This window comes from bacterium (genome assembly GCA_040753555.1).
Taxonomy (GTDB): domain Bacteria; phylum UBA9089; class UBA9088; order UBA9088; family UBA9088; genus JBFLYE01.
Genome location: JBFMDZ010000050.1, coordinates 1 through 13,344, shown reverse-complemented (window position 1 = coordinate 13,344; position 13,344 = coordinate 1). Strand labels below are relative to the sequence as shown.

Annotated in this window: 10 protein-coding genes; all 10 read left to right on the top strand. The window is 36.6% G+C overall.

Features of this window, described 5'->3' with window-relative positions; translation table 11 throughout:
• Nucleotides 1-254: T9SS type A sorting domain-containing protein (locus tag AB1630_05855; protein MEW6103328.1), on the top strand; the 254-nt coding region annotated here is incomplete at its 5' end.
• A gap of 66 nt (nucleotides 255-320) precedes the next feature.
• Nucleotides 321-3,737: a DNA-directed RNA polymerase subunit beta gene (gene rpoB, locus AB1630_05850; protein ID MEW6103327.1), complete on the top strand. Its 3,417-nt coding sequence runs from the start codon at nucleotides 321-323 to the stop codon at nucleotides 3,735-3,737.
• Between the two features lie 45 nt (nucleotides 3,738-3,782).
• On the top strand, nucleotides 3,783-7,946 hold the full coding sequence (gene rpoC / locus AB1630_05845; protein MEW6103326.1) for a DNA-directed RNA polymerase subunit beta': 4,164 nt from the start codon (nucleotides 3,783-3,785) through the stop codon (nucleotides 7,944-7,946).
• Nucleotides 7,947-7,977: 31 nt separating this feature from the next.
• The gene (locus AB1630_05840) at nucleotides 7,978-8,934 is read left to right on the top strand and encodes a lysylphosphatidylglycerol synthase transmembrane domain-containing protein (protein ID MEW6103325.1); all 957 of its coding nucleotides are present in this window, start codon (nucleotides 7,978-7,980) and stop codon (nucleotides 8,932-8,934) included.
• Complete coding sequence (locus tag AB1630_05835) at nucleotides 8,915-9,877, top strand: ABC transporter permease (protein MEW6103324.1); 963 nt, start codon at nucleotides 8,915-8,917, stop codon at nucleotides 9,875-9,877. The genes AB1630_05840 and AB1630_05835 overlap by 20 nt, the downstream gene beginning before the upstream one ends.
• 77 nt (nucleotides 9,878-9,954) lie before the next feature.
• Complete coding sequence (panB, locus tag AB1630_05830) at nucleotides 9,955-10,731, top strand: 3-methyl-2-oxobutanoate hydroxymethyltransferase (GenBank protein MEW6103323.1); 777 nt, start codon at nucleotides 9,955-9,957, stop codon at nucleotides 10,729-10,731.
• Nucleotides 10,724-11,059 (top strand): nucleotidyltransferase domain-containing protein, encoded by a 336-nt coding sequence (locus AB1630_05825; GenBank protein ID MEW6103322.1) that lies wholly within the window; start codon nucleotides 10,724-10,726, stop codon nucleotides 11,057-11,059. Before panB ends, AB1630_05825 begins: the two co-directional genes overlap by 8 nt.
• Nucleotides 11,043-11,429 carry a HEPN domain-containing protein gene (locus tag AB1630_05820; protein MEW6103321.1) on the top strand — a complete coding sequence of 129 codons (387 nt, stop codon included), beginning with the start codon at nucleotides 11,043-11,045 and terminating at the stop codon, nucleotides 11,427-11,429. Before AB1630_05825 ends, AB1630_05820 begins: the two co-directional genes overlap by 17 nt.
• Nucleotides 11,426-12,553, top strand: a complete 1,128-nt coding sequence (locus tag AB1630_05815; GenBank protein MEW6103320.1) for a Druantia anti-phage system protein DruA — start codon at nucleotides 11,426-11,428, stop codon at nucleotides 12,551-12,553. Before AB1630_05820 ends, AB1630_05815 begins: the two co-directional genes overlap by 4 nt.
• Nucleotides 12,554-13,234: a DNA double-strand break repair nuclease NurA gene (locus AB1630_05810; GenBank protein MEW6103319.1), complete on the top strand. Its 681-nt coding sequence runs from the start codon at nucleotides 12,554-12,556 to the stop codon at nucleotides 13,232-13,234.
• Nucleotides 13,235-13,344 lie beyond the last annotated feature (110 nt).

The window sequence follows — 13,344 nt, the reverse complement described above, 5'->3', positions numbered from 1 at the left end:
CAAAGGATGCCTGCTATATCCCATTCAAACTTTCCAAAGACAGCAATGTTTCCCTTGAAATTTATAACATTCTCGGACAAAAGGTAAGAACAATAGAAGCAGGACAAAGAAAGGCTGGCTCATATACCCAAAAAGAGAGGGCGATATTCTTTGACCTAAAGAATGATCAGGGCCAAAACCTCTCCTCTGGATTATACTTTTATAAACTAAAGGCAGGTGAGTTTTCTGTCATTAAAAAAATGATTGTAAGGTAGGTTAAAACTAAATGTAAAAAAAATCCTTTACAAAAATATTCCCTTTAAGTTATAATTTATGTAATAATGCAAGAAATACGATTTGGGAAGATAAGGGAGCCGTTTTTTCTTGAAAACCTTATTTCAATCCAGCTTAATTCCTATGATGCATTTCTTCAGAGGGATGTTTTACCCTCTAAAAGAAAGAATTATGGGATTCAAAGGCTTTTTGCAAAAACATTTCCAATAACAGACTTTAACGAAAGGGTAACATTGGAATTTGTTGAGTATTTCTTTGACAAGCCAAAATGGACAGAGGAGGAATGCAGGGCAAAGGATCTAACATACTCTATTCCTTTAAAGGCAAAATTTAGGCTTCTCTGGAAAGAAACAGGAGAAATAAGGGAACAAGATGTGTATATGAGGGAGATTCCCCTTATGACACAAAGGGGCTCTTTTATTATCAATGGAGCAGAGAGGGTTATCGTTAGCCAGATACATCGCTCCCCTGGCATATACTATGAATACGATAAGCAAGAAAACCTTTATACAGCAAGGATAATTCCATATAACGGTGCCTGGCTTGAATTTGAGCTTGATGCAAATAATCTTATTTATGCAAGGCTTTCTAAGAGAAGGAGGGTTCTTGTTACAACATTCCTTAGAGCCCTCGGCTATGTCAGCAACAGAGAAATAATCTCTTTATTTGCTGAGGGAGAAAAGAAGATAGGTCTTTCCAAAAAGCTTTTAGGAATGAGGCTAGCTGAGGAGATAAAAAAGGATGAAGAAATAATTGCCCTTGCAGGCGATAGAATAACCTCTGAGTTGCTAGAAAAATTGAAGGATTTAAGAATTAGCAAGCTTCGTGTTTTAGATACAGACCAGGTCCTTATTTCTCCTATCCTGAATACCCTTGAAAAGGATGAAACGCAAGACCTAAAAAAGGCTTTGATAAAGATATATTCTATTTTAAGACCAGGTGAGCCAATCAATATAGAGAATGTTAAGGCAAGTATCAACAGGATGTTTTTTGATGAGAGATCCTATGACCTTTCTGCTGTTGGAAGATATAAGATAAACAAAAAGCTTAATTTAAATATAAAAGAGTCTGTCCTTGTTCTAACAAAAGAGGATATTATTGCTGCAATTAAGTATCTTATCGGCCTTTCCAATGGAGAGGGAAGGATTGATGATATTGATCACCTTGGTAATAGAAGGGTAAGAAGCTGTGGCGAGCTTCTTGAGAACCATCTAAGGTCTACATTTATAAAGATGGAAAGAAACATAAAGGAAAGAATGAGTATGCAGGATATTGAAACTATGATTCCACAATCCCTTATTAACATAAGGCCATTTATTGCAAGCATAAATGAATTCTTTGGAACAAATCAGCTTTCCCAATTTATGGATCAAACAAATCCATTAGCTGAGCTTACCCACAAAAGGAGGCTCTCTGCATTGGGAACAGGTGGTCTTTCTAAAGAAAGGGCTGGATTTGAGGTAAGGGATATAAACCCATCTCACTATGGAAGAATTTGCCCTATTGAAACACCAGAAGGACCAAATATTGGCTTAATAACATCCCTTTCAATCTATGCAAAACCAAATGAATTTGGCTTTTTAGAAACCCCATATTTTAAAGTTCAAGATGGAAGGGTAACAGATGAGATTGAATACCTTCCAGCAGACGAGGAAGAGAACTATAACATTGCCTATGCAGGAACACCTGTTGATGAGAAGGGAAATTTTATAGAGAAGCTAATTTTAGTAAGAAAGGGAGATAAATTTCCATTAGTTTCAAAAGAAGAGGTTAGCTATATTGATGTTTCTCCAAAACAGCTTATTTCAGCAACCACATCCCTTATCCCATTCCTTGAACATGATGATGCGAATAGGGCGCTTATGGGTTCTAATATGCAGCGTCAATCCGTTCCCCTTCTTCATACAGAAGCACCCTTGGTTATGACAGGGATGGAGGAAAAGGTTGTAAAAGATTGTGGCTCTGTTCTTGTCTCTTCTCTATCTGGAAAGGTAACAAAGGCTATCTCTGATACAATAGAGATTGAAAACGAAAATGAAAAGAGAAGCTATAAGCTGATAAAATATAAGCGTTCAAATCAGGGAACCTGCATTAACCAAAGACCAACCGTGAGAGAGGGTGATGTTGTAAATAAGGGTGATGTTATCTCTGATGGACCATCTATTGATAATGGAAGGCTTGCTTTGGGAAGAAACCTTCTTGTTGCCTTTATGCCCTGGGAGGGCTATAACTATGAAGATGCCATTATCCTTTCAGAAAGGGTTCTCTTTGAGGATTTGTTCACTAGCATCTATATTGAAAAGTATGAGCTTGAAGGAAGGCAAACTCAGCTTGGCCCTGAGGTAATGACAAGGGACATTCCAAATATAGGTGAGGAGGCTTTAAAAAACCTTGATGAGAATGGTGTTGTTAGGGTTGGAGCAATAGTTAAATCTGGCGATATTTTAATTGGTAAGGTTACACCAAAGGGAGAAAAAGACCTTTCTCCTGAATACAAGCTTCTTTACTCTATTTTTGGAGAGACAGTAAGGGATGTCAGGGATACATCTTTAAGGATGCCATATTCTGATGATGGAATAGTAATAGGTGTTGAATATTTTTCGCAAAAAAAGGGTGATAGTCTAGGAACAGGCACAGAGGAAATGGCAAAGGTTTATGTAGCAAAGAAAAGAAAAATAACAGTAGGCGATAAAATGGCAGGCAGGCATGGAAACAAGGGTGTAATAGCCAAAATATTGCCTATAGAGGATATGCCCTATCTTCCTGATGGAACGCCTGTTGATATTATTTTAAATTCCCTTTCGGTTCCTTCCCGTATGAACCTTGGGCAAATCTTAGAGACATACCTTGGATGGATTGCCTATAAAAAAGGGGTAAGAATAGTTTCTCCTGTTTTTGATAGCTTATCTGAAAAGGAAATAGGAAATATGTTTACCGAAGTTGGGCTTCCTTCTTCTGGAAAAATAACCCTCTATGATGGAAGAACAGGAGAGCCTTTTGATAATGAGGTTTCTTGTGGTTATATCTATATGATGAAGCTTATTCATTTGGTTGAAGATAAGGTTCATGCCCGCTCAATTGGTCCATATTCCCTTGTTACCCAACAGCCATTGGGTGGAAAGGCACAATTTGGAGGCCAGAGATTTGGAGAGATGGAGGTTTGGGCATTAGAGGCTTATGGTGCTTCCCATATCCTTCAAGAGCTTCTTACAGTAAAGAGCGATGATATTATGGGAAGGGCAAGGGCTTATAGTGCTATTATAAAGGGAGAGAATGCAAATCCACCTGGAATTCCCGAATCATTCAAGGTTCTTGCTTATGAACTAAGAAGCCTGGGATTGGATATTAACATTCTTGATGAAAAGGGAAAAACAATTGATCTTGCTTCCCTATTTAGGGAAGATAAAGAAGATATGTTTGGAAAAAGAAGAGTTAAGGAGGAAAAAGAGGAATTTAAAATTTAAGTTTTTGTATGTGTTTAGGTAAGTTAAGAATAAGAGGGGAAAAATTTGAATTTTGAATTTCTTTTAAATAATGCAATTCAAGGAGGCAGAAAGATGTTTGAGAATGATTTTAATATAGGAAATATTTTTATCAAAATAGGGCTTATATCGCCTGAGGTAATAAAAAGTTGGTCAAGGGGGGCAATTAGAAAACCCGAAACCATAAATTACCGTTCTTTGCGTCCTGAAAGGGATGGGTTATTCTGCGAAAGAATCTTTGGTCCTACAAGGGATTATGAATGTTTCTGTGGCAAGTATAAAAGTATGAGATATAGGGGTGTTATCTGCGATAGATGTGGCGTTGAGGTTATAAAATCAGAAACAAGAAGGGAAAGGATGGGTCATATAGAATTAGCCGCACCTGTTTCTCATATCTGGTATGTAAAAAGAATCCCCTCTCCTATAGCACTACTTTTAGATATAACAAACCAGGAGCTTGAGGAGGTCATTTACTTTGATAGCTGGCTTGTTCTTGAGGTAGAGAAGGATGTTCCTGTAAAAAAATATAGTGTTTTATCAGATAGTGAATACAATGCCTTTTTAGAAAGGTATCCAGAAGGATTTAAGGCAAAGATGGGTGCAGAGGCTGTTAAAGAAGCCCTATCCTCCCTGGATTTAAAGAAACTCGCTATTAATTTAAGAAAGTCATTAGAAGATGAAAAATCTGCTCCGAAAAGGAGAAAGATTGTAAAGAGGCTTTCTACTATTGAAAATTTTATTAAATCAGGAAATAAGCCAGAATGGATGATTCTTTCTGTTGTCCCTGTTCTTCCACCCAACCTTCGTCCTATGGTTCAGCTTGATGGTGGAAGATTTGCTACATCTGACCTTAATGACCTTTATAGAAGGGTTATTAACAGGAATAATCGGCTAGAGCGTCTTATTGAACTTAGGGCACCCGATGTTATTATAAGGAATGAAAAAAGAATGCTTCAAGAGTCAGTAGATGCCCTGTTTGACAATGGAAGAAGAGGAAAACCTGTTCTTTCATCGTCAAATAGATTGCTTAAATCCCTCTCTGAGATTCTAAAGGGAAAGCAGGGAAGGTTTAGACAAAACCTTCTTGGAAAGAGGGTTGATTATTCTGGAAGAAGTGTAATTGTAGTTGACCCAAATCTTCGTCTATATCAATGTGGATTACCGAAAAGAATGGCTATTGAGCTATTTAAGCCATTTATTATGAGGCGTCTTGTTGCTACCGGCCATGCCCATAATATCAAGAGTGCAAAGAGGCTTGTTGAAGAAGAGAGCGAAGAAATATGGGATGCCCTTGAGGAGATTGTAAAAAATCATCCGGTTCTTCTTAATAGGGCACCAACCCTTCATAGGGCTTCTATCCAGGCATTTGAACCTGTTCTTGTAGATGGTGAGGCTATTAAAATCCACCCTATGGTTTGCGTTCCATTTAATGCAGATTTTGACGGAGACCAGATGGCTGTCCATATTCCCCTTTCTTTAGAAGCTCAGCTTGAGGCAAGAATCTTAATGCTTTCTTCACACAACCTCCTTTCTCCATCTTCTGGTAAGCCTTTGATTGCTCCAACACAGGATGTAATATTAGGGCTTTGTTACCTTACAAAACAGCAGAAGAATGCAAAGGGTAGTGAAAGAATATTTAAGGATAGTGATGAGGTAATTTCCCTATACGAAACAGGAGAAATAGACCTTCATTCTATTATAAAAATAAAGATACAGGGTAAATTACAGGAGACAACACCAGGAAGGGTAATTTTTAACAAGGCAGTGCCAAGTGATATAGGATATATAAACCAGACCTTAAACAAAGGATTTCTGAGCAATTTAGTAAGGAAAATTTATACAAAATATGGCACAACCGAAGCTGTTTTGTTTCTTGATAGAATAAAGGAGCTTGGCTATAAATTTGCTACAAAGGGTGCTTGCTCTATCTCAATGGTTGATATAAAGGTTCCCGAGAGAAAGAAAAAGCTTCTTGAGGCTACATTTAAGAGGCAGGAAAAAATACAATCTGCATATCAGAAGGGCTTGATTACAGATGAGGAAAGGTATAATCAGGTAGTTGATATCTGGACATCTGTAAATGAAGACCTTGCAAAGATGCTTTTTGATGAGATAAGTAAGGATAAAGAAGGATTTAATCCCGTTTATCTAATGATGGATTCGGGTGCAAGGGGAAGTAAGCAACAGGTAAGGCAGCTTGGAGGAATGAGGGGTCTAATGGCAAAGCCTACGGGTGAAATTATAGAATTGCCTATTACATCAAATTTTAGAGAGGGCTTATCTGTTTTGGAATACTTTATTTCAACGCATGGTGCCAGAAAGGGTCTTACAGACACAGCCTTAAAAACAGCAGATGCAGGCTATCTTACAAGGAGGCTTGTTGATGTATCTCAAGATATTATTGTCCTCATAGATGATTGCAAGACGATAAATGGGATTGTTGTTGAGCCAATAAAGGAGGGAGATGAGGTTATTGTTCCTTTGGCAAATAGGGTTTTAGGACGGGTTTGTCTTGAGAATGTTGTTGATTCAATGACAGGAGAGCTTATTGTCAAAGAGAATGAGGAGATTACAGAAGAAATAGCAGAAAAAATAGAAAAGGCAGAGATTGAAAGGATAAAAATAAGGTCTGTTCTTACCTGCGAAGCTTCAAAAGGCATATGTAGTAAGTGCTATGGATGGGACCTTTCTACACGAAAATTGGTTAATTTGGGAGAGACAGTTGGAATAATTGCAGCACAGTCAATTGGCGAGCCAGGAACCCAGCTTACAATGAGAACATTTCATATTGGAGGAACAGCCCATCGTGCGGTTGAGGAGGCAGAGATAAAATTTGATTATCCTGTAAGGGTTGTTGATCTTCCAAAGAGGCTTGTTCCTGCTGGTGATGGAAGCTATATCTCCTTGAGGGAGGGAGATATAACAATTGTAAAGGTTTTATTTTCTCAATCTATTTCATCTTCTTTCAAGCCTATTGTCCATGAAGGATTTTGGGTAAATATAGGAGAGAAAATAATCCAAACAGAAGATGGATTTATTCAAACACCGGTTCGTGGAACCGTTAAATTCTCTGGAGACAGCCTTCAGATTGTATCTGATGAACGAAAGATAAAATTAAAAACTGGAGGAAGGATATTTGCAAAACCAGGTGATCTTATAGAAGCTGGTAGAAAAATTGCTGATTTTGATCCCTATAACGAACCCATCCTTACAGAGGTAGAGGGGGAGGTTAAATTTTTTGATATTATTTCTGAAAGGACATTAAGAGAGGAGCTTGATGAGAATACAGGATATTATAGAAGAACAATAATCTCTGATAGGGAGGGAAAGCTTCAACCTGTTGTTTTGATAATTTCTACCGATGGTCAGGCTACTAGATATATTATTCCAAATGGTGCAAGGCTTGTAGTAGAAGAAGGACAAAGTGTAAAGGCAGGCGATATAATTGCTAAATTTCCACAAGAATTTATTTACACAAAGGATATTACAGGTGGTCTTCCAAGGGTTGTTGAGCTTTTTGAGGCAAGAAGGCCAAAAGACCCTGCTATTCTTTCTGAAATAGATGGAGTTGTAGGCTTTAGGGAAACAGAAGGGACAAGAACAAGGATAATTGAGGTTAAAAATGAGATAACGGGTGATGTAAAGGAGTATAGTGTTTCAATGGGAAGGCATCCCAAGGTTCATCCAGGGGATATGGTTAAGGCAGGTGACCAGCTTGTTGAAGGACCTATTGATCCGCATGATATATTAAGGATAGAGGGTGAAAAAATGTTACAGACATATCTTTTAAACGAGGTTCAAGAGGTTTATAGATTACAGGATGTTGATATAAATGATAAGCACATTGAGGTTATCATAAGGCAGATGTTAAGGAAGGTAAAAGTTACAGATCCGGGCGAAACTGAGCTTTTACCAGGTGATCAAGTAGATAGGGCTAAATTTAATAAGATAAACGAGCAAGCAAAGAGAAGTAGAAAGAAACAGGCAAGCGGAAAGATTGTCCTTCTTGGGATTACAAAGGCATCTTTAGCTACAGATAGCTTTATTAGTGCGGCATCGTTTCAAGAAACAACAAGGGTATTGACAGAGGCGTCTATTGAGGGAAGGATTGATGATCTTTCAGGATTAAAGGAAAATGTTATCATTGGCAGGCTTGTTCCAGCAGGTACTGGGCATAGGGAGTATTTGTAATTGCGGATTTTAAGATTTCGGATTTTAATTGATGAACAGAATAAAAGTTTTCCTTCCCATTTTAATAAGTGCCTTTTTTATTTATCTTGCCGTTTGTAATCTTTCATTACATCAGATAATTCAATCATTTTCAACAATTAAATGGGGTTGGATTGGTTTATCATTTCTTTTTACTGTTTTTGGCTTTATAGTAAGGGTTATAAGATGGAGATTTTTCTTTTTAAATTCCCCAAGCTATTATAGCCTTACATCAAGCTTTCTTATTGGTCTTACAGTAAATAACCTTTTACCTGCAAGGATTGGCGAGCTTGTAAGGGCGTATATCCTTAAAAAAAGGGAGGATGTAAGTGTAAGCCTTGCATTTGGAACCATTCTTTTAGAAAGGGTATTTGATGGGCTTTCTGTTTTTTTATTTTTAGCCATTCTTTTGTTTGTTTGTCCATTTCCAAGCAAGGTAAAGACTATGGGATTTATTATTACAGGGATTTATCTTCTTACCCTTATTTTTTTCATCCTCCTTAAAACCCACAAGGACTTTGTCTTAAAAAAAATGGCTTTTTCACAAAAATTAGCACTTGTTGTTTCCGAATTTGCGGGAGGGCTTTCTATTTTAGGCTCTTTTCGTCAGGTTCTTATTATCTCTGTCTATTCCATTATTGCCTGGGTTATTTATGGGTTTTGTCTCTATTTTTGCCTTTTTGGTTTCTCCCTTAATCTTCCTATTTATGTTGGCTTTTTTGTCCTTGTAATGGCTGTTATTGGTGTTATGATTCCAGCTGCCCCAGGTTATTTAGGAACATATCAATATTTTTGTATCCTTGCTTTAGCCTTATTCAATGTTCCTCAAAATATAGCCTTTTCCTATTCAATGGTAGCATATATTATTTCATTTGTTCCTGTAACGATTTTCGGAATTGTGTTTTTATTCCTGGAAGGGCTTTCATTTGAAAAGCTTCTTTCATTAAAGGATGATAAGATACATCCTTAAAAGGTTTCTTCATGCCATTCCACTTTTGCTTGGAATAACAATTATCTCTTTCTTCCTTGTTCAGCTTGCACCTGGGGATTTCTTTACAGCCCTTAAGCTTAATCCAGAGATAAGCAAAGAGACAATTGAGGATATGAGAAGGGAATTTGGTTTTGACAAACCCCTTTATATCCAATATGTTAAATGGCTTTGGAATTTGATAAAGCTTGATTTTGGAATTTCTTTATCTTACCATATCCCTGTCCTTTCCTTGATAAAACAAAGGATTTTTAATACCCTATACCTCTCTTTTGTTGTTCTTATCTTTTTATGGCTCTTTACCATACCCCTTGCCTTAATATCTTCACAACATAAATATTCTATTTTTGATAAAACAATATCTTTCTTTTCATTTATTTCAATGAGCATTCCAACATTCTTCTTCGCCTTTCTCTTTATCTTTTTTGCTGCAAACACACATATTCTTCCTATTGGTGGTGTTTGTAGCATTTATAATAGTGAGCTTTCATTTTTTGGGAAAATAAAAGATTATGGCTCACATATAATTATTCCTGCAAGCTGTCTTATTATCGGAGGTCTTGGATGGCTATTGAGGATAATGAGGGGTTATGTCCTTGAGGTTTTATCCGCACCATATATTGTAGCATCAAGGGCAAAGGGATTGTCTTCTAATAATGTTTTGTATAAGCATACATTGAGGAATGCAATAAATCCAATGATTACTATTCTTGGATTCCAGCTTTCATCGGTTTTATCAGGTGCTGCCCTTATTGAGATAATTACAAGATGGCCTGGAATGGGAAGGCTTATGTTGGATGCTGTTTTATCGCAGGATTTATATGTTGTTATGGGAGGTCTTGTTATTTCAACCTTTCTTCTTATCGTTGGAAACCTTACTGCAGATATTTTGCTTGCCATTTCTGACCCAAGAATTAGGTATTAAATTGCGGATTGCGGAATTTTGACGATACTAAATATTCTTGATAATAAATTTACGAAGATATTATAATACAAGATAATATGAAGACAATTCCAGAGATACAGAGGATGAAGAATGAAAAAAGAAGGATTACAGCCCTTACTTGCTATGATTTCCAAATGGCAAAGATATTGGATGAAGCTGGGATTGATATAGTTTTGGTGGGTGATTCCTTAGGGATGGTTGTTTTGGGATATGAGAATACCCTTCCGGTAACAATGGATGAGATGCTTCACCATACAAAGGCTGTAAAAAGGGGGATAGAAAATGCTTTACTTGTTGGTGATATGCCATTTATGTCATATAAGGTTGATATAAAAGATTCTGTCTATAATGCAGGAAGAATGACAAAAGAGGGTGGGGCAAGTGCGGTAAAGCTTGAGGGAGGCATTGAGATTATCCCAACCATAAAGGCAATGTTGGATGCAGATATTCCGGTAATGGGTCATATTGGGTTAAGACCTCAGGCGATCCATAAAATGGGTGGCTATAAGGTGCAAAGGGATGAGGCTTTAATAGAAGAGGCATTTGAGCTTGAAAGGGCAGGAATATTTTCTCTTGTCCTTGAATGTATCCCAGGAAGCCTTGCTAAGAAAATAACAGAATCTTTAAAAATTCCAACAATTGGCATTGGTTCAGGGATACATTGCGATGGACAGATATTGGTTCTTAATGATATGATTGGTTTAACAGAGAGGTCTCCTAAATTTGTAAGAAAGTATTTGAATATGAAAGATGAGATTTCAAGGGCAATAAAAAGATTTATTGAGGATGTTTTAAAAGGCGATTTTCCAAGAAAAGAGGAAAGCTATGAATAATAAAAGGGCTTTTCAATTAAATGATGAGTTAAAACGGTGGAAGGAAATTTTAAAAAGGGAATATAATCCTTATAAGATAATCCTCTTTGGCTCATTTCCCAAGGGGAAAATAGGGGATTGGTCAGATATAGATATGGTAATAATAAAAGATAGCAACAAGCCCTTTTTAGATAGGATTAAAGAGGTGCTTCTGCTTTTAAAGCCTGAGGTTGGATTGGATGTTCTTGTTTATACGCAAGAGGAATTTAAAAAACTATTGTCAACCAGATTATTCTTTAAAGAAGAAATCTCTAGAAAAGGGGCGGTAATATATGAAAGAGGAGATTAAAAGCTGGATAGAATTTGCCTCTGAGGACCTGAAGATGGCAGAGCTTGCTTTGGAAGAGGGGATTTATAATCAAACCTGCTTCCATTCAGAGCAATGTGTAGAAAAAACTATAAAAGCCCTTATAATTCATAGAGACTTTATTTATCCTAAGAGCCATAAACTTGCTGATCTACTCTCTTTATTGCCTGAAACATTCAAAGATTTAAAAGAAAAAATCCTTTTGCTTGATCGCTTTTATATCCCTACCCGCTATCCAGATGCTTTACCTGGGGCTTTGCCTGAGGGTCTACCAACCGCCAAGGATTCAGAAGAAGCCATAGAAATTGCAAGAGAGGTATTTGAAAAAGTGAAAAATATGGTGGAAAAATGAGAAAAGAGGCTTTGCGGAAGAAAATAATCGATATTTTAAAAGAACAGGGGTTTAAAATAAATCCCCATGTCCGACCCGCAGGAGATAGTAAAGAAGCATATAGACAAATTCAAGAAAAGGCAAAGCTTGAGCAAATTTCTAAGCACAAGAATTTTTTGCAAGATAACATCGATAAAGTGAAAAATTTTTGCCGAGAGGGAAAAGATATTATTTCCCAAAATATTTCTTTACAATTGAAAGAGGTTCAATCAGATTCTTTGGAAGAAATTTTATTTCGCTGGTGGAATTTAATCTGGTGGAGCATTCCATTTCAACGCTCATATGGTCGCCAGATGAGATTTTTGTTGTGGGACAAAACTCATAATACCCCATTTGGTTTGATTTGTCTCCAGAGTCCAGTATTAAAAATGTCAGTTCGTGATAGGTGGCTTGGTCTACCTAATGATGAGTTAGACATATGGGTAAATAGGTCAATGAATGCCCAGCGAGTTGGGGCTTTACCTCCTTATAATGAATTATTGGGAGGGAAAATGGTTGCTCTTGCTTTGACATCTAATGAAATAAGAGAAGCATATAGGAAAAAATACGAAAATTATATATCAATCATTAAAGAAAGAAAATTAGAAGCTGAACTTTTATTTATTACAACCACAAGTGCGTTTGGGAAAAGTAGTCTTTATAATCGCTTAAAATATAATGGTGAAACTGTTGCCGAAAGTTTAGGTTATACAAAGGGGTCTGGGACATTTCATATACCAGAAGATTTATATGAAGAGCTTTTGGATTTTTTGGAGAGAAAAGGAATTGATATTAGTAGAGGATATGGTTATGGTCCTTCAAGAAAGCTTAGACTTATTAGCCTTGGTCTTCACTATTTAGGTCTTTCTTCCTATGAATTTCATGGCATTAAAAGGGAATTCTATTTATTTCTTCTGGTAAGGAATCTTAAAGAGGTTATCCAGAAAGCCCAAAAGCCAATTTGGTTTGACCGCCCTTTTTTTAATTTAGTTGATTACTGGAAAGAAAGATGGGCTATTTCAAGAGCAGAAAGAATGTCTCAATGGAAAGATTTTGAAGCGAAAAAGTTTTTTAAAAAGACAGAAAAAATGTTGAAGGAGCTATAAATGGAAAAAGTTGAACAAACTCCTTTTGCTGAATTGCCAGAAGCTCTTGTTGAAGAAATGCTATCCAAAAGTGAATTGGTGGGGGATAGGATTTATGAATCCTTTAAGGAAATCCAAAACAATAAGGTCAAAATGCGCAACCAATTACAAGAGCAGAATATCCTGAAACAAGATACAGAAGTTGGATATCCAGGGATACCAACAACCTGTGGGGTAGATGGTTCTTATGTAGTTGAAAGGCTTTTGGCAACCGATTTTGCTGCTTGTGCAGCCGTTGCAATTGAAGGATTAACTCCGCCCTCGGAAAAAAGACACTGGGAAAAACCTCATCACAAAGTATTTATTTATCCAGAAAAGCATGATTCAGATACAGGCACAGTTATTAGAGGATTAATGATGGAAATGGAACTTGAACTTTCAGCAAAGGCCCCTCATGATATAGTTTTCTTAGATGGTTCTCTTACAACACCTTTAATATATATGAACCAGGCAATAAATAAAACGACAGAATCTAACAACACAATCATCGGCAAAAATCTTTCAGAAAATTTTAAGAATTTTCTTTTGTCATATAAAACCATCTTAGAGTCCTTCAGAAGCGATAAATTATGGGTAAGCATGCCAAAATATACAACAAGAAGAGAATTGGGAAAAATACTTGAATGTAGTAATTCTCGGTAAAAACTTAAACACATTAAAAATCATCATTTTTTTCTTTTATCTTCTCTATCCTTCTATATTTATAGTGATTTTTGCCTTTCCCTTTGGTTTTTTCTTCTTTGTTTTTTGTA